The sequence below is a fragment of the Pseudoalteromonas sp. NSLLW218 genome (genome assembly GCF_015864775.1).
Lineage (GTDB): Bacteria > Pseudomonadota > Gammaproteobacteria > Enterobacterales > Alteromonadaceae > Pseudoalteromonas.
Genome location: NZ_JADYWO010000007.1, coordinates 243,270 through 261,150, shown reverse-complemented (window position 1 = coordinate 261,150; position 17,881 = coordinate 243,270). Strand labels below are relative to the sequence as shown.

Annotated in this window: 20 protein-coding genes; 14 read left to right on the top strand and 6 right to left on the bottom strand. The window is 38.5% G+C overall.

What is annotated here, in order from left to right; translation table 11 throughout:
• Positions 1-31: 31 nt before the first annotated feature.
• Positions 32-340, bottom strand: a complete 309-nt coding sequence (locus tag I6E80_RS12875) for an EscU/YscU/HrcU family type III secretion system export apparatus switch protein (RefSeq protein ID WP_076923499.1) — start codon at positions 338-340, stop codon at positions 32-34.
• Positions 341-342: 2 nt separating this feature from the next.
• Positions 343-2,796 carry a flagellar hook-length control protein FliK gene (locus I6E80_RS12870; RefSeq protein ID WP_197185692.1) on the bottom strand — a complete coding sequence of 818 codons (2,454 nt, stop codon included), beginning with the start codon at positions 2,794-2,796 and terminating at the stop codon, positions 343-345.
• 113 nt (positions 2,797-2,909) lie between these two features.
• Between I6E80_RS12870 and ccmA the strand changes: the two genes are divergently transcribed.
• From ccmA to I6E80_RS12820, 10 genes are read left to right on the top strand one after another with little or no spacing between them, the layout of a single operon-like run.
• Positions 2,910-3,530 carry a cytochrome c biogenesis heme-transporting ATPase CcmA gene (ccmA, locus tag I6E80_RS12865; RefSeq protein WP_197185691.1) on the top strand — a complete coding sequence of 207 codons (621 nt, stop codon included), beginning with the start codon at positions 2,910-2,912 and terminating at the stop codon, positions 3,528-3,530.
• Positions 3,530-4,216 (top strand): heme exporter protein CcmB, encoded by a 687-nt coding sequence (ccmB, locus tag I6E80_RS12860; protein WP_197185690.1) that lies wholly within the window; start codon positions 3,530-3,532, stop codon positions 4,214-4,216. The genes ccmA and ccmB overlap by 1 nt, the downstream gene beginning before the upstream one ends.
• A complete protein-coding gene (locus tag I6E80_RS12855) occupies positions 4,216-4,953 on the top strand; it encodes a heme ABC transporter permease (RefSeq protein WP_024599194.1) in 738 nt (245 codons plus the stop codon). The genes ccmB and I6E80_RS12855 overlap by 1 nt, the downstream gene beginning before the upstream one ends.
• 2 nt (positions 4,954-4,955) lie before the next feature.
• Complete coding sequence (ccmD, locus tag I6E80_RS12850; protein ID WP_024599193.1) at positions 4,956-5,159, top strand: heme exporter protein CcmD; 204 nt, start codon at positions 4,956-4,958, stop codon at positions 5,157-5,159.
• Positions 5,156-5,635 (top strand): cytochrome c maturation protein CcmE, encoded by a 480-nt coding sequence (gene ccmE, locus I6E80_RS12845; RefSeq protein WP_024599192.1) that lies wholly within the window; start codon positions 5,156-5,158, stop codon positions 5,633-5,635. The genes ccmD and ccmE overlap by 4 nt, the downstream gene beginning before the upstream one ends.
• A gap of 2 nt (positions 5,636-5,637) precedes the next feature.
• The gene (locus tag I6E80_RS12840; RefSeq protein WP_076923497.1) at positions 5,638-7,608 is read left to right on the top strand and encodes a heme lyase CcmF/NrfE family subunit; all 1,971 of its coding nucleotides are present in this window, start codon (positions 5,638-5,640) and stop codon (positions 7,606-7,608) included.
• Complete coding sequence (locus I6E80_RS12835) at positions 7,605-8,174, top strand: redoxin family protein (protein WP_197185689.1); 570 nt, start codon at positions 7,605-7,607, stop codon at positions 8,172-8,174. Before I6E80_RS12840 ends, I6E80_RS12835 begins: the two co-directional genes overlap by 4 nt.
• Positions 8,174-8,635 carry a cytochrome c-type biogenesis protein gene (locus I6E80_RS12830; protein ID WP_024599189.1) on the top strand — a complete coding sequence of 154 codons (462 nt, stop codon included), beginning with the start codon at positions 8,174-8,176 and terminating at the stop codon, positions 8,633-8,635. The genes I6E80_RS12835 and I6E80_RS12830 overlap by 1 nt, the downstream gene beginning before the upstream one ends.
• On the top strand, positions 8,636-9,889 hold the full coding sequence (ccmI, locus tag I6E80_RS12825) for a c-type cytochrome biogenesis protein CcmI (RefSeq protein WP_197185688.1): 1,254 nt from the start codon (positions 8,636-8,638) through the stop codon (positions 9,887-9,889).
• Between the two features lie 9 nt (positions 9,890-9,898).
• A complete protein-coding gene (locus tag I6E80_RS12820; RefSeq protein ID WP_197185687.1) occupies positions 9,899-10,630 on the top strand; it encodes a VacJ family lipoprotein in 732 nt (243 codons plus the stop codon).
• A 62-nt stretch (positions 10,631-10,692) separates the two neighbouring features.
• On the opposite strand, the gene I6E80_RS12815 is transcribed toward I6E80_RS12820, so the two are convergent.
• Complete coding sequence (locus I6E80_RS12815) at positions 10,693-11,919, bottom strand: EAL and HDOD domain-containing protein (RefSeq protein WP_170071849.1); 1,227 nt, start codon at positions 11,917-11,919, stop codon at positions 10,693-10,695.
• Between the two features lie 332 nt (positions 11,920-12,251).
• On the opposite strand from I6E80_RS12815, the gene putP reads away from it, so the two are divergent.
• Positions 12,252-13,730: a sodium/proline symporter PutP gene (gene putP / locus I6E80_RS12810; RefSeq protein ID WP_024599185.1), complete on the top strand. Its 1,479-nt coding sequence runs from the start codon at positions 12,252-12,254 to the stop codon at positions 13,728-13,730.
• Between the two features lie 276 nt (positions 13,731-14,006).
• On the opposite strand, the gene I6E80_RS12805 is transcribed toward putP, so the two are convergent.
• Positions 14,007-14,324 carry a YebG family protein gene (locus tag I6E80_RS12805; RefSeq protein WP_007584105.1) on the bottom strand — a complete coding sequence of 106 codons (318 nt, stop codon included), beginning with the start codon at positions 14,322-14,324 and terminating at the stop codon, positions 14,007-14,009.
• A 314-nt stretch (positions 14,325-14,638) separates the two neighbouring features.
• Between I6E80_RS12805 and I6E80_RS12800 the strand changes: the two genes are divergently transcribed.
• A complete protein-coding gene (locus I6E80_RS12800; RefSeq protein ID WP_024599184.1) occupies positions 14,639-14,935 on the top strand; it encodes a helix-hairpin-helix domain-containing protein in 297 nt (98 codons plus the stop codon).
• A 24-nt stretch (positions 14,936-14,959) separates the two neighbouring features.
• Here the strand turns inward: I6E80_RS12800 and I6E80_RS12795 are convergent, their stop codons facing one another.
• On the bottom strand, positions 14,960-15,262 hold the full coding sequence (locus tag I6E80_RS12795; RefSeq protein ID WP_076923493.1) for a DUF6170 family protein: 303 nt from the start codon (positions 15,260-15,262) through the stop codon (positions 14,960-14,962).
• Position 15,263: 1 nt separating this feature from the next.
• Positions 15,264-15,782 (bottom strand): disulfide bond formation protein DsbB, encoded by a 519-nt coding sequence (dsbB, locus tag I6E80_RS12790; protein ID WP_197185686.1) that lies wholly within the window; start codon positions 15,780-15,782, stop codon positions 15,264-15,266.
• A gap of 386 nt (positions 15,783-16,168) precedes the next feature.
• Between dsbB and fadR the strand changes: the two genes are divergently transcribed.
• Entirely contained in the window at positions 16,169-16,882 is a 714-nt protein-coding gene (gene fadR, locus I6E80_RS12785; protein ID WP_004335692.1) for a fatty acid metabolism transcriptional regulator FadR, read from the top strand.
• Between the two features lie 364 nt (positions 16,883-17,246).
• On the top strand, positions 17,247-17,852 hold the full coding sequence (locus tag I6E80_RS12780) for a peroxiredoxin (protein ID WP_007378637.1): 606 nt from the start codon (positions 17,247-17,249) through the stop codon (positions 17,850-17,852).
• Positions 17,853-17,881 lie beyond the last annotated feature (29 nt).

The window sequence follows — 17,881 nt, the reverse complement described above, 5'->3', positions numbered from 1 at the left end:
CGCCTTTGTGTTTACAAGTGCATAAATAAGCTCATGCTTTAATATTTAACTTACCTTGAAAGTCTTGCCAGCCTGGCGGAAACTGACCTCTTAATACATATGAAAACGCAATGAGTTCTGCAATTACATAATAAAGTTCTTTAGGAATTTCCTCCCCTAAGCTCAAATGAGACAACGTTTTAGCAAGCTCAGCATCTTCGTGAATCATAATTCCTTTGAGTTTTGCCGCCGCAATTATTTCGTCAGCTAATTCGCCAAACCCTTTTACACTTACAGTGGGTGTATTGCCTGCTTCATATAAAAGCCCAATGGCTGACTTATTAATAGGTGTATCACTCATAGCTAAACCTTAATATTAATAATTGCATGAGATTTATAAAATACCTGATTATTTGCATCGCCTCGCTTTAAGTTGAGCTCTCCAACTTGTAAACCATGTTTAGCTAGTTTGGATCTTAAATTATCTAAGTGAGGGTGAGCAATTGCGCTTATTTCTTGGCTCGAGGCTAATAGCTGGCAATCAAGTGCTTTATCCATTAACTCAGCGGTAATTTGTAACTGCCCAATCTGTGCATAATCAAAGTTTAACCTGACAAACCATACATTTTTATCTTCTAATTTATCTGCGCTTGGCTTTTTATATTGCCCCAATGTTATTTCTGTTTGGGCAGCTTCTGGCGGCAATTTCATTGGTAATAAAAATTGTGCAAGCGGGTTTGTGTCAGGTTGCTGATTTGGTGTTGAAACACTTACTTGGGTAAGTGTGTTTTTAACGTGTACGATTTCGCTAGCTAATGCTTGAACTTGAGCTTGCTGCAGTTGCTCAAGTATTTTTGCTCCCGCGTTACCGGTCTTAAAAGTAGGTATGAGAACTTGTAAAAGCGCATCTAAGCCAGTTTGGTTATTAAAGCTTATTGGTGTTACTGATAGGCTAATTATAGGGGCTGCTAAAATACTCACTGCAACTTGTTCAAGCCCTTTAGTGAAGCTACTTTGTAGTATATCACCCGTTAATTGAGATGGTTGTAAGGTGGCTAATACTTCACGCTGTATGGTCGCAGGGTTAATATTATTACTTGAGACCATGCGATTAAATGCTTGGTTAATTAAGCGAGTTAAATCGGGCGTATCTTTTGTTGCTCTATTTGTAATGTCAGTAATTTGACTACTTAAAAGCTGTTTGTTACCAGCCACTCTATCCGTAGGGATTGTGGTATCAGGAAGCTTTAATAATGTGCTTAATAGCTTTGCTTCTATTGGTTGTAGCATTTGACTACGAGAGGCAATATTAGATAACGGCTCTGCTAATGGGATCGTGTTTTTAATAGCGGCAGAGTTTACACTGTTTTGATTGTTGCCGTTTATTACTTGTTGCACTGAAGAAGTTGTTTGCCCTTTAGTAACAATTTCACTTGTAGGCTTAATTAACGTATCAACTTTACTGTTGGTACTAATACTCAGAGCACTCAATTGACTCGCGTTTGGATTACTTGGCTTAGCGCTCGCCACTTCACTTTGCGTAATATTATTTGTTATTGGCGTGTTGGTTGTTGCTGTGTTTGAAGGTGATTGCCAAACACTAACACTTCCTTTTATTTGCTGAGTTAATTGTACAAGTGGTGGGAGTCTTGAAAAGTGCTCTGGTAAAATGTTACTCGTATTGCTATTCAACGCAGTACTTACATGTTGGGTAATGTTAACTCTAGTTAGCGGTGATTCTGTTACTTGTACAATTAAGCCTGGCCTTTGTATTGCAGACAATACAAATGGTGGTGTTAGCTCAGGTTTATTTGCTGCTGCAAAGGGCTTATTTTCAAAGTATTTAACCGCATCATTAATTCGCGTTTTTAAATCACTAAAGCTATTTTGTAGCCACGATTTTATTGGACTATCTGGGGTCAATAATGGGTTTACTTTTACATTAGAAACAGACGATGGCACTGCCGGTGCGTTGCTTTTTTGCGCTAAAAGTAACTCGTTAAATGGTTTAGAAAATGAGTTATTAAGCGTCACTTTTATATTGTTAGCATCGGTTTGAATAAGTAATTTATCTGCCTGATTTATTAAATTTACTTTAATAGGCGTGTTGGGTAGCTCACTAACTTGTTGATTAGTAATAGGCGTTGTAAACGAACCTGGCTTTTGAGGATGAGTTAAAATAGCGAGCTTAGGTGTTGCTTGCAGTTGCGCACTAGGTAATAAAGCCACGAGTAATTTAGTAAGTTTAGTTTGGCTAAGTGGTTGCGTATGAACTGTATCTGCAAAGCGATTAATAACATTAAGCTGTGTGCCTTTATTGGTGGTGCTAACAACTACTTTTAAAGGCTGTTCGGTTATAAGTAACTGCGCTACGTCTTTATTTATGGCAATACTGGCGTTGAGTTTATCAATTACTAATTTGGGAGTTGGGGATACAACGACTTGTACATCCAGTGGTTTGCTTTGTACCTCAGTGCCCGTGCTTACATAATTTAATAAACGCTGTAATTGTACTGGTTGATTTAAAGTCAGGGTAGTAGTGTTTGGCGTGATGTTGAGCTGTTTGCCATCGGGGTTGAGCTGTATGTTGGCACTGGCTATTTTTTGTAAATTTTGAGGTGTGCTTGCAGTGCCAAGCCTTAATGTTTGCCAATGCTTATCAATCAATACATCAAGCGTAATCGAGTCTTTCGAAAATTGAATGTTTTTAGCCGCAAGTACCTCATTAGGTAATTGTGATAACTCATTGGGTTGGGGAGTCGTTGACTGATTGATAACCAATGAATTAGATAATGTTATTTGCGTTGGCGTATTCATTATTTTAAATCAAGTTTTCTCTATTTTAAGTGAATCGATTTTAAAGCAATATTCGTATTACCCTATCATTATGGTAGACTAACGCCTAATTTTTGGCAGAGAGAATCGTCATCTTGTTACACATTAAGTCCGTCACCTGCATCAAGCAAGATCGTTGTTTGTTTGCGGATCTTAATTTTAGCCTTAATAGCGGTCAAATCATGCAATTAGCGGGTCCTAATGGGGCTGGTAAAACATCGCTATTGCGTATTATCGCAGGCTTCTCTGTGCCTGATGAAGGTGCTGTTTTATTTCAAGAACAGCCCATATCTAAGTACTACGAAGAGTATGCCAGAGAACTACTCTTTATAGGCCATAAAACAGGTGTAAATACTCAGCTTAGTGCAGTTGAAAATGTTCGCCATTGGTTACAAATTAATGGCTACATAAACGAGCCTGACTTATATGCCATTCTAGCGCAACTTGGGCTTGTTGGACTTGAAGATGTACCCGTTAGAATGTTATCTGCTGGACAACAACGCCGTGTAGCTTTGGTAAGGCTTTGGTTAAGTGATGCTAAATTATGGGTACTTGATGAGCCATTTACTGCGCTTGATAAAAGCGGTGTTGCCTTTTTACAGCAACGATTTGCTGAACACTTACAAAGCGGTGGTGCTATTTTATTAACGACCCACCAAGACTTAACGACCCACTTTAGTAACTTACAAACGGTTACATTGGAGTATCGCCACTAATGACTCGTCAACACTCTTATTGGTTGCTATTTAGTGCGGTATTTACCAAAGATGTAAAGCTTGCGTTTCGTCAGCGCGCCGAAATTGTAAACCCTATTTTATTCTTCTTAATTGTAATTTCATTATTTCCGTTAGCAATTGGACCTGAGCCCGGTCTACTGGCGAGAATGGCGCCGGGAATTATTTGGGTTGCCGCATTACTCTCTACCATGCTGGGTTTAGATAAATTGTTTAAAGATGATTTTAACGATGGCTCATTGGAGCAGTTAATTGCGTCGTCTTACCCGTTATCGTTAACAGTACTCGCTAAAGTGGCTGCTCACTGGGTAGTAACAGGTTTACCGCTTGTATTAATGACTCCGTTATTTGCGTTGTTATTAAACCTAGAAAGTACGGCGCTAACAGCGACCGTTTTAACATTATTATTAGGCACACCACTATTGAGCTTTATTGGCGCAATTGGTGCTGGGCTTACTGTGGGGCTACAAAAAGGGGGTATTTTGATGAGTTTACTCGTACTGCCTTTGTATATTCCTGTTTTGATTTTTGCAACGTCAGCTATCGATACCAGCACAATGTCGCTGGATTATAGTGGGCAGCTTGCCATCCTTGGTGCAATGTTGCTTATTGCTATTATTAGTGCACCAATTGCCATATCGTCAGCTTTAAAAGTGAGTGTAAGTTAATGTGGAAGTGGTTACATCCCTATGCTAAAGCAGAGCGTGCATATCAGTTATGCAATACGTTACTGCCTTATTTTGCCGTAGTTACCGTGGTTAGTATGATTGTTGGATGGGTATGGGGGCTTGGTTTTGCACCTGCCGATTACCAACAAAAAGACAGCTACCGTATCATTTTTATTCATGTTCCTTCTGCCATTTTATCTATGGGCGCTTACTCCTCAATGGCAATTGCCGCCATTGTTGCACTTGTATGGCAACTACGAAATGCTGAACTTGCTGTTATTGCTATAGCTCCTGTTGGTGCATGCATTACTGCTATTGCGCTTATTACTGGCGCTGCATGGGGTAAACCTATGTGGGGTGCTTGGTGGGTGTGGGATGCACGTTTAACGTCTGAACTTATTTTATTATTTTTATATCTTGGGGTGCTTTCGCTTTACCATGCGTTTGAAGATAAAAAGTCAGCAGGGCGTGCGGCTTCTATTTTGGCGATTGTTGGCGTAATTAATTTACCTATTATTCATTACTCTGTTGAGTGGTGGAATACGTTACACCAAGGTGCAAGCATTACAAAACTAGACACCAAAGCAATAGACCCAAGTATGTTTTGGCCTCTTATGGTTAATATTTTAGCCTTTGCTGCTTTTGTAGGCACAGTGACTTTGATTCGTCTTAAAAATGAAATATTGCAACGCGAAAAGCACCGACCGTGGGTGCGCTCGTTGTTAAATAAGAGGTAATTATGCAGTTTGACTCTTTTTCTGATTTTATTGCAATGGGAGGCTATGGGTTTTATGTATGGCTTTCTTTTGGTACATGCGCACTTATTTTACTTGGTATTTTAGTGAACTCTTTGAGAGATACTAAACGTATTATGGCTTCAGTAGAGCAACAAATAGTACGTGAAGCGCGAATTAAAAAAGCTAAACAGGAACAAGTATCATGAATCCAAGACGTAAAAAGCGCCTATTGGTAATTATTGCCGTACTGTTTGGTATTGGTGGATCGATTGGTTTAGTGCTTTATGCACTTCAAGAAAATATAAACTTATTTTATACGCCAAGCGAGCTTATTGATGGTAAAGGTCCTAACAAAGAAAAACCACACATAGGCCAAAAGTTACGTATTGGCGGTATGGTTGTACCTGGTACAGTTGAGCGAAATGAACAAAGCTTGCAAGTAAGCTTTAAGTTAATTGATACAGGTCCATTAGTGACCGTGCGTTATCAAGGCATATTGCCAGACTTGTTTCGTGAGGGGCAAGGCATTGTAGCGCAAGGTGTGTTAATAGAACCTAATGTTATAGAAGCATTTGAAGTACTTGCAAAGCATGACGAAGAATACATGCCAGCAGAAGTTGCAGAGGCAGTTAAAGGTATCAAACACGAAAAACCAAAATACAACTTAGATAGTGGTAATTAGCTATGATCCCAGAAATTGGTTATTTTTCTTTAACGCTTGCCATGGTGCTAAGCGTTTTACTGTGTATTTTTCCTCTTTGGGGCGCGCATACCGGTAATCTTCGATTAATGCGTGCGGCTCCATCTTTAGCAATAGGACAGTTTGCCTTTGTACTAATCTCTTTTGCTGCACTTATTTATGCGAGTTTAACTGACGATTTTACCGTATCTTACGTAGCGTATCATTCAAGTAGTACGCTGCCTTGGTACTATAAAATCACCTCTACGTGGGGCGGTCATGAAGGTGCTATTTTATTATGGCTAGTTATGCAGGCGGGTTGGACTGCTGCTGTTGCAGCGCGTTCTAAATCATTACCTTGGGTACTACGTGCTCGCGTACTGGGTGTGCTTGGCTTTTTAGGTGTAGGTTTTATGATGTACACCTTGCTGCTTTCAAGCCCATTTGAGCGTCTACTTCCTTATTTTCCAGTAGAAGGGCGAGATTTGAATCCGCTGCTTCAAGATCCTGGAATGATTATTCATCCACCATTACTGTACATGGGTTATGTAGGGCTTTCGGTTGCTTTCTCTTTTGCTATAGCTGCATTATTAACCGGTAAACTTGATAATACATGGGCTAAATGGTCACGCCCGTGGACGATGACAGCATGGGGATTCTTAGGTTTAGGTCTTACTATTGGTAGCTGGTGGGCGTATTCAGAACTAGGCTGGGGCGGCTGGTGGTTTTGGGATCCTGTAGAGAATGCAGCGCTTATGCCTTGGCTTGTTGCAACTGCATTACTGCATTCATTAAGTGTGACAGAAAAGCGCGGTATATTTAAATCATGGACAGTGTTACTCGCGATTGCAGCATTCTCTTTAAGCTTGCTGGGTACGTTTATTGTACGTTCGGGTATTATTGTATCGGTACATGCTTTTGCGACTGACCCAGATAGAGGCTTATTTATACTCGCCTTTTTAGGCGTAGTTGTAGGTGGTGGCTTGGCATTATATGCAATGCGTGTGTCGCAAGTTCACAGTGAAGGTCGATATAAGCTCGTATCACGCGAAGTTGCGTTATGGCTCAATAATATATTTTTAGTCGTTGCTACATTAATTGTTATGTTAGGCACTTTATTGCCAATGGTTCATAAAGAAATGGGGCTGGGTAGTATTTCTATTGGTGAACCGTTTTTTAATAAGATGTTTGCAATAATTTTGGTTCCTTTTGCTATTTTGATGGGAATAGGACCACTTTTACGTTGGAAGCAAAATAAATGGGCTTTCTTACAAAACAAAATATTAATGGGTGTATTAGCAAGTGTCGTGATTACCTGCGCTTGGTTGTTCTCAAGTTACGATTTAGTAAAGCCTCTTACATTATTAGCGACAACGCTTGCAGTGTGGATTGCAATATCAACAGGGATTGATATTTACACCAAAGCCGCAGTGCACGGCACATTAAAAGAAGGTTTAAAACGCTTTACTGTCAGTTACTGGGCGATGGTGCTTGGGCATATTGGTATTGCATTTATTATTGCGGGCGTAACACTGACCTCTGCTTATTCAGTAGAGCGCGACGTATCAATGAAACCGGGTGAAACCGCACAGCTTAATGAGTATGAATATCGCTTTGATGGTGTTAAAACTATTCGCGGGCCAAACTACAGCGGCCATGCGGGCGTTGTATCGGTGCTTAAAAACGATGAGCTGGTAACACGCTTACATGCTGAAAAACGTAAATATGATATAGGTATGCAGTTTATGACTGAGGCAGCAATAGATGCCGGTTTTAAACGTGATTTATATTTAGCGTTAGGTGAGCAGTTAAGTGGTGATGCATGGTCACTTCGCATTTATCATAAACCATTTGTACGCTGGATATGGATTGGTGGTGTGCTTATGTCATTTGCAGGTTTCATGATTTTGTTTGATAAACGCTACCGTACATCAGCTAAAACAGCCCGTAAAGATGCACCGGAGAGTGTTTTATGAACCGTAAAATTTTAGCACTCGCGCCGCTTTTAGTATTTGCATTTGTTTGTGTGTTTTTATACCAAGGACTTTTTGCTAACCCTCGTGAAATTCAAACGGGGCGGTTAGGCCAAGAAATGCCCGCATTTAATTTACCAGATTTGATGCAAGGCAATAAAGAGTGGACTAACGAGTCGTTAAAAGGCGAAGTTTACTTATTAAACGTGTGGGGTACATGGTGCCCGACATGTTTAGTTGAACTTGGCTATTTAACTAAATTACGTGAGCAAGGCGTTAAAATTATTGGGCTTTATTACGTACAAGGTTACGACGCTGACTTTGATGGCCCATTTAATATGCAATCACTTCGTACAGAGGTGACTGATATGCTGCAACGTGCGGGCGACCCATATCAATTTAATATTTTAGACTTACATCGTACTTTGTCGTTGGATTTAGGTGTCTCGGGTGCGCCTGAGACATTTTTAGTTGATAAAAACGGCACTATTTTACTGCACCATACAGGTGATATAAACCCGCGAGTATGGCGAGCTAAATTTGCGCCAATTATGCAGGAGCTTAAATAATGAAGTGGTTTTTACTTACACTTAGTCTTTTTGTGAGCATGGGGGCGTTTGCAGAGCAAGATCGCTATCAATTTGATAACAATAAACAAGCAATACTATTTGAAGAGCTAACTAAAGAGCTACGTTGCCCTAAATGTCAAAATCAAAATATTGCTGATTCAGACGCCGTTGTTGCTAAAGATTTACGCGATAAAGTACTCGTATTGGTGAAAGAAGGTAAGAGCAAAGACGAAGTGATTGATTACATGATAGACCGCTTTGGTTATTTTGTTCATTACGACCCACCCGTTACACCCGCTACTTTAGTACTTTGGGTATTACCTGTATTAATTGTAATAGTCGGCTTTGGTTTTATTGTTATTCGTCAACGAAAAGCATCAGTAAAACAAACGTGGAGCAGCGACGACGAAATGCTGTTAGCTAAGCTAATTGAACAAAATAAACGTCAGGAGCAAAGTTAAATGATATTAATGTGGGCGTGTTTTGCTTTACTCACACTGGTTGCTCTTGGATTTGTGATGTTGCCTTTTTTAAAAAAAGAGCGCGTTCAAACAATTACTCATAATGCCAATGCTGAGCTAATTAGCATTTATGAGCAGCGTTTAGTTGATTTACAAACTGATTTAGATAATCAACGTATTGATGGCGTAAGTCATGCAGAATCAATTGTTGAATTAAAACGTCGCTTATTGAATGAGTTATCACCAGAAAAATCACTAAACAGCAAAGGTAATAATCGTATTTTTGCTTTAACTGGTGGTGCTTTTGTTCTTGCTCTAACAGGCGTTTTTTATGGTCTAACGGGTAGCCAGCAGCAAATTTCGGCTTGGCATGATGCAATGGATAATTTAGCTGATTATGGTGAACGGGCTGTAATGCAAAAAGGTGAGCCGCTTAGCCAAAATGAGCTGCAGGCTTTTGCTTTGGCGCTTCGTACTAAGCTTAGTCGTTCTGGCGATGATGAAGTTGCTTGGATGCTACTTGGGCGAGTTGCTATGTCGCTTAATGAATTTGACATGGCGCAGCAGTCATTTGACAAAGCACTACGTATGAATCCTGATAATATGCAGGTACTTATTAGTTATAGCCAAGTTTTATTACTAGAAGGCAGCGAAGCTAATATGACTCGTGCGGCAGGTATGCTCTCAAAAGTACTGAAAGTTGAGTCTACCAATTTAGATGCAATTTCGTTATTAGCACTTATTGCCTATGAACGTAAAGATTGGCCTCAAGCTAAAGCTGCATTTGAAGTTTTACTTGCCAGTATGGAAAAAAATGATTCTCGTTATAGCATGATTTCCGAGCGTATTAGTGATATTGAGCAGCAAATGCAAACGGAAGGCTCTGTTATGCCAGTTACTAATACAACGGGTGCTATTGCAGTTACAGTCGACATTGCAAAAGAGCTTATAGATAAACAGCCAAAAGACGGTATTTTGTTTATATTTGCAAAAGCAGCAAGTGGTTCGCCAATGCCGCTAGCTGCTGTTAAGCTCGCTAAATATTCATTTCCAATTACAGTTGAGTTGAGTGATAGTAGTGCAATGGTTGCTGGGCTAAACTTGTCTAGTGCAGAAAATATTATTATTTCAGCGCGTATCTCTATAGATGACTCTGTTATGCCAAGTTCTGGTGAGCTAGAAGGTCATTCAGAGTCGTTAAAGCGTGAAAGTGTAAGTGACTACCAACTTCAAATTGATACATTAATACCTTAAGGACGTTAGATGTTAAAACACAGTTTTACTTTTTTATGTTTATTGATACTAGCCGGGTGTGCTCAAGTACCACAAAGCAAAGTAGATGAAAGGGATCCGCTGCAAAGTATTAATCGTCCGTTATACGATTTTAATATGGATGTATTGGATGCTTATTTATTGCGCCCCGTTGCTGTAGGTTATGTTGAAGTAACGCCTGTACCGGTAAGAAACGGTATTGTTAATTTTACAGGTAATATTACAGCGCCTGTCGATATGATTAATGCGGGTTTGCAAGGTAAGCCGGGTAATGCAAGTGTGAGCTTAGCGCGATTTTTAGTTAACTCTACAGTTGGTATTTTTGGTATTTTTGATGTTGCTAGCTCATTAGGCCTTGAAATTGTAGATGAAGACTTTGGACAAACGTTGGGTGTATGGGGGGTGGGTGATGGCGCTTATTTAATGCTACCAGGCATGGGTCCTACAACAGCACGTAATCTGACTGGTGATGTAGTCGACAACTTTGTATTACCTGAAGTTGCGCTAACGACTCCACAAACTATTCTAGTGTTTGTTTTAAAAGCAGTTGAGGCACGTGCATCATTAATCCCACAAGAGGGGTTATTAAATGATTCACTTGATCCGTACTTATTTGTAAAAGATATTTACTTTCAGCGTCAAATTTATGAACTGTACGACGGCAACCCGCCAATTAAAGAAGAGCCAGCTGATTTTGATGAAGACTTTTTAGAAAGTTTATAATTGAAAAGCCACTCACAATAACGCCAGCTAAATGCTGGCGTTATTGTTTGCTGTTTAGATATTTATTTTTCGTTAACTATTAACTGCATTTGTTCATTAACCCAAGCTAGTGCTTCATGATAGGCATCGGGAACTTTTTCACCTAGGTTTAGTTCTTTCGTTAGTTCGTTTGCGGCAGACCAATTTGCTTGTTCATAATACTTAACTAAGTTTAAGTATTTTGCCAATAAGCCTTCGTCGTTTAATAGCGCTGCTTTTATATCATTAGAAAGTGGAAGTTTTTTCATGACGCTTTCCATGCTCTCATCCAAAATTGCATCCATAAGAGACATCATACCGGTTAAAAACGCCATGCCAGTGTCTTTAAATTGTCCGTGGGATATAGCCAGTAATTCAGCAAATCGAGCGCGTGTAAGCGATAGCCTAATTAGCTCTACAGGTTTATCTGCAGATACTTGTGCTGCAAACAGTAGTGACAATAGCTTTTTAATTTCATTGGCACCAAGCACTATAAGGGCTTGCTTAATGGTACTTATTTCAGCGCGGCGAGCAAATGCGGCAGAATTTGAATACCTAAGTAACTTATAAGACAGATTTACATCACGTTCAAACACGTCAGTGATTTTTTTAAGATCCATATCAATGTTTGATGTTTCGTAGAGTAATTCAGCTAATGCCATTTCTGAAGGCGGTAAAGCCTTACTTTGTACCATTTCAGGTTTTGAGAAGAAAAACCCTTGGAAATAATCAAACCCAAGCTCTAAAGCTTGTTGGTAAATTTCGTAGGTTTCAACTTTTTCGGCAAGTAACTTAATATGCGAGTGTGGTTTTAAATCGTTAAGAACCGTTTTTATTGTATCTATATCGCATGTTAAAAAGTCTATTTTAATGATATCAATGAACGGGTAAAAATGACGCCATACAGGTTGATGAATATAATCATCAAGAGCAATAGTGTAACCTTTATCTTTTAAATCTTTAACAATAGCTAATAAACGCTTACCAGGCTGAATCGTTTCAAGTATTTCTACTACTATTGTATCTTTACCTAGCAGAGTAGGATAACCCTTTGACAGCGTTTCTAGGGTGAAATTTATATAGGCAGGTTTATTATCGGTTAAATCTTCTAAACCAAAATTAAACTGGCTTCCCTCAATAAGTCGTGTTGTTGCTTCGTCACCATCTATATCGGGAAATACGTTATCAACGCCATCACGAAATAAAAGCTCATATCCGATGAGCTTTTTATCTCTGTCTAAAATCGGTTGACGTGCAGCGTAAAAATACATAAACAGTTCCGTAAGAGTGATGTAATTAGGTATTGTAATAATATATGGCAAAAGATTCAAAATAGCATTACGTATATTTGCATGATTAATAAATTATCATTATAAATTAAGGGGTTTCTTGTATTTAATTTATTATATTTTACCAATTAGCTTTAAAATTATTCAACATGAGTATTTTTGTATCAGCTGGGGGCAACAAGTTGGAGATTTTATTATTAAGCATGATATAGTCAGCGAGAATGGTTTTTATCCTAATAGTGTCTTTATTATAATATTTTAAGAGTCAATATTCGGATTAAGAGCCTGTTATTAATAATTATGCGGAGGCTAATTTGGAAACAGGAATGATTATTTCACTAGCATTATATTTTGTTGTAATGTTAGGTATCGGACTATATGCATATAAGCAATCTACTGACGATGTATCTGGTTACATGTTAGGTGGACGAAATCTATCTCCAAGCGTTGCTGCACTGTCTGCGGGTGCATCGGATATGAGTGGCTGGATTTTAATGGGCCTACCTGGTGCGATGTTTGTTACTGGTTTTAGTAGTACATGGATAGCAATTGGCTTGGTGATTGGTGCTTGGTTAAATTACCTGTTAGTTGCACCTAGATTACGTGTGTACACTGAAAAAGCAAATGACTCTATAACAATCCCAGATTACTTTTCAAATCGCTTCAATGATAAGTCAAACTTATTACGTGTTGTATCAGCTATAGTAATTATCGTCTTCTTTACCCTTTATACGTCATCAGGTGTTGTAGCCGGCGGAAAGCTGTTTGAAAGCTCATTTGGTCTAAGTTATGAAATGGGTTTATACATTACGACAGGTGTAGTTGTTTTATATACTTTGTTTGGCGGTTTTTTAGCGGTTAGCTTAACTGACTTTGTGCAAGGTTGTATTATGTTCATTGCACTTATTCTTGTGCCTACCGTTGCATACTCTTTACTAGAACAACCCCTAGAGTCAACTCTGCATAGCGTAAACCCAGATATGCTTAACTGGATTGGTGCAGGCTCTGCATTAGGTATTATTTCTGCAATGGCCTGGGGCTTAGGTTATTTTGGCCAACCACATATCATTGTTCGCTTTATGTCAGTACGTAGTGTTAAAGATATGCCTAAAGCACGCCGTATTGGTATGACATGGATGATTGTTGCTGCCATTGGTGCTGTTGGTACTGGTATATTTGGTGCTGCTTATACTTATGAGAATAATATTGTAGTTGAAGATCCTGAAACGATTTTCTTAATTCTTTCTGAGTTATTGTTTCACCCACTTATTGCTGGCTTTTTATTAGCTGCAATTTTAGCTGCCATTATGAGTACAATTTCTTCACAGTTACTTGTTAGTTCAAGCTCATTAACAGAAGATTTCTATAAAACATTCTTACGTAAAGATGCTAGCGATAAAGAACTAGTTGCTGTTGGCCGTATTAGTGTAGCCATAGTTGCTATGTTTGCTATTTACTTGGCTTACGACAGAGATAGCTCTATATTAGATTTAGTAAGTAATGCCTGGGCTGGCTTTGGAGCTGCGTTTGGACCACTTGTATTGTTTAGCCTTTATTGGAAACGTATGAATTTTGCTGGCGCCTTATCAGGTATGTTAGTAGGTGCGTTTACTGTACTAATTTGGATATATGGACCATTTACTATAAATGGTGAAGGCTTAAGCAGCTTTATGTACGAAATAGTACCAGGCTTTATTTTAGCGAGCATCGCAATTATTGTTGTTAGCTTAGTTACAAAAGAGCCTGAGAAAAACATTACCGCTTTATTTGATGAAGTAGAAAAAGAGCTTTAAATAGTAATTACTGCCCATTTTTGAATGGGTAGTAAATTAATACCAATCCGCAATAATACTTAATCATTTTGCGGGGCTAAACGTGTCACTACCTGTGTTGAAAAATTATCATTTAGAACAACTAAATAGCGAATTTTTTGACTGGCTATCAATACGTTTTTCCACCCTCAAAATAGATCACTTGATAAAGCGAATTGGTATAATAAAAAAGGGAGCAACTTAGTTGCTCCCTTTTTTATTTAGTTTGTCCCGACCGAGGAAAGGGCAATCTACGAGTTAACTTGCTTTTTTATCGTTGTTATCTTCAATTGATGCAACGTTATCTGACTTTTTACTTTTTGCTGGCGCTTTGGTAACAACTGGATCTTTACCGCCCTTTAGTATGGTCATAAAGTCATCTTTGCTTTTCGCTATTTCTAAAGCAAGTGATTCAATTTGTTGCTCACTAAGCGGTACGTCTACCTTTTCTAGCATTAGCTCAAGTGATTCTGCTATATCGAGCATCTTGTCATAAGCATCAGCTTCTTTTTTGGTAGTAAACGTCATACGCTCGACTCCGTTTCGTTCTACAACATATTTAACAACAACAGCCATGATTTCTCCTGCAAAATTGCTTGGCACCGTGGTTTGTAAAAACCATTAGATTACTGTTTTTATGTACAGTAATGGTTTGGGCGTAAATTTGCAAGCGCGAAGTATTAATTTTTAGGTGTCTTAAATTTGACAAAAAACGGTAACTTTACTTTAGTTAAGCAATCACTTTGTTGTACCAGCTGCATTTTCAGGATTTCGGATCATAGTGATAATGCGTTTAGGTACACTTTAAGTGATGAGCTTTACAGTTCCTTATTTTTTAGTTTTCCTGAGCAACATTCAAAATTAAGAAAAGAAGAATAAGGACAAGTTTGATGAAAACGTTAAAAAATTTATTAATTATAAGCTTATTATGCCTACTACCTGCAACTACCGTATATGCACAATTATCGGAAGTAACTAAGCAAATGCCTCATGTTGAGACAATTAGTATAAATAATGCAGATGCTGAGATGCTTGCTAAGCTACCTGGCATAGGAAAGAAAAAAGCGCAGGCAATTGTGGATTACCGAGAGGAAAACGGCGAATTTAAAAGCGTCAGTGATTTATCACAAGTTAAAGGAATTGGTAAAAAACTATTAGCCAAATTAGAAGGGAAAATATCACTTTAAAGCGAGTAAGGAATAATCAGGGCGTTATACGCCCTGATTAAGTTGTTTTAGTGCATCGCTTAAGTGCTTTTTAGCAAAGTTAATTTCAATAGGTGTTGTTAGTAGCGGATAGCAAAGCCCACCAAGTATCAAAAAAGGGATTAATATCCAGCCTTCAAATACCGTAAATATTAAAAATAAAGGGCTAAGTAACAATAATTTTATAATACGTAGTAAAACTTTATCTGTTGGCGATAGCATACTTAACGAAAGTGCTATTACGTCCTGACGCTTGCGTACTTTTAGATGTTTAAGCTCATCTAATTGGCTTGAAAAAAATGTAAACATATCAAATCGACTTTTTAATTAATAAACGGCCAATAACTATAATAAATAGTGTTAGTGAGAAAACCCCAAATATAATTTCCATCCAAGCAGGCATGCTCAAACCAACAAATTGCCAATCTATATTTCCACAATCCCCGGTCGCTTGAAAAAAGCTAGGTATCCATTCATGTAACGGCATAAATGACGGGAAGTTTGGCTCAAACTCACAGCTGAATGCAAAAGGATCTGTGGTGGTTTGCATATCAATATGTTCGCGAGCAATTAAATATCCCCAAACACTCGATACCCCCCAAATTACATACGCAAGTATACGAACTGTTTTGCTCTGTGGTTTAGTCGAACCTATAATTCCTGCACCTAATAAGCCTAGTACAGCGGTGCGTTGGTATATGCACATTATGCAAGGCGCTAACCCCATTTGGTATTGAAAGAAAAGAGCGGTCACTTCCAGTAAAAAAACGATGGCTGTAAATAAAAGCCATGGGGTACGTTGGGTGGGTAATTGCGCAAGCCAGTTCATAAAAATTCCGCGTTTTAATAAGACGTTAGATTATGACGCAGGATAAAGTATGCAGCAACAAAAAGGAGAAAAAAGCTACCGAAGTCACTTTTTTTAAGATGAAATTAGTGACTACTCGGTAATGCCCCAATAGGGGCGACATGATGATCTATTAGGCCTCATTAATACATAACAAATAACAATGTACCTACGATGAATATTACCAGTAGAACTGTGCAGTTTAGCTAAATTATAAAAATATAAATTTTATTATTTATTAATCTTTAATTTCTACTCATTTGCTTATTAATATACCTGACTTTACTTGTTAGTTATGCTTCGTCTGGTACAATCAGTCAGTTATTCGTGTAAAACGATGAGTGTTGATTAATTCGAGTGGGAACTGGATGAGAATTTTTAAAGCGAAAAGCCCAGCAGGATTTGCTGAAGAATATATAGTTGAATCTATTTGGAACGGCGATTTCCCTCCAGGTTCAATTCTACCTGCCGAGCGAGAACTTTCAGAGTTAATTGGTGTTACAAGAACGACCTTGAGAGAAGTATTACAGCGTTTAGCACGTGATGGTTGGTTAACAATTCAGCATGGTAAACCGACAAAAGTAAATAACTTTTGGGAAACGTCAGGCTTAAATATTCTTGAAACATTAGCGCGCTTAGATGAAGACAAGATGCCAGAGCTGACAGATCAGCTTTTATCTGCACGGACTAATATTAGTGCTATTTATACACGTGCTGCAATTAAGTTAAATCCTGAACGTGTAATTGAAATTTTATCACAAAGCCATGAGCTAGAAGACACTGCGCAGGCATTTGCTGACTACGATTATAAAGTTCATCACGAATTAGCCGTTGCGGGTAATAACCGTATTTATGTATTAATACTCAACGGTTTTAGGGGCTTTTATTCAAAGATTGGTTGTCATTATTTCTCTGATGCCGGAACTCGTGAACTTGCTCGTCAGTTTTATAAAGATTTAACAATTCTGGCAGAAAATAAAGAGCACGATGGTGCTATTTCGATGATGCGTAAATACGGTCATCAAACAGGTGAGATTTGGCAAAAAATCCGTGGCGATATGCCCTCAGATATAATGGATTAAATCTAAACGAGAAACCTGCATTTGCAGGTTTTTTTGTATCTGTAAAAATTAATACCACATTATATGATTTTTTAAACAATTTAACGTACTGACTCTTCTTTAGTAACGTCCAAAGCTCTATCTAATTACAACGCAGTTTACATTTCAAAATAGACATACTATTCAGGCAAATTTGTGCAAGTTGTAAGTGTTCGTTATTTTCGATTGCTCACATCGATAAATGCGATTGTTCTTTTGTGGTGAATAACTTTAGAATGCCAATTAATTATATGTATGCGCTATTGGTTTTTAATTTTTAGCGCCCATATAAGTACCAGCATTGCGAAAGCAATTGAAAACAAACTCAAAATATTTGGAGAATAAAATGGGTGTATTAGTAGGCCGCCAGGCACCAGACTTTACCGCTGCAGCTGTTCTTGGTAACGGTGAAATTGTAGATAGCTATAATCTTCATGAAACCATTAAAGGTAAAAAAGCAGTTATCTTCTTTTACCCACTAGATTTCACGTTTGTATGTCCTTCTGAACTTATTGCATTTGATAAGCGTTTTGAAGAGTTTCAAAAGCGTGGCGTAGAAGTAATTGGTGTTTCTATCGATTCACAATTCTCACATAACGCATGGCGTAACACTGCTGTTGCAGACGGCGGTATTGGTAAAGTTCAATACGCACTAGTTGCAGACGTTAAACACGAAATTTGTAAAGCGTATGACGTTGAGCATCCAGAAGCGGGTGTTGCATTTCGTGGTTCATTCTTAATCGACGAAGAAGGCAATGTACGTCACCAAGTAGTGAACGATTTACCACTAGGTCGTAACATCGACGAAATGCTTCGCATGGTTGACGCGTTAGCGTTCCACACTGAGCACGGTGAAGTATGTCCTGCTGGTTGGACTGAAGGTAAAAAAGGTATGGACGCAAGCCCTGAAGGCGTTGCTAAGTTCTTATCTGAAAACGAAGGCGAGCTATAATCTAGCCCTTAGTTTTAAATAAAAAAACC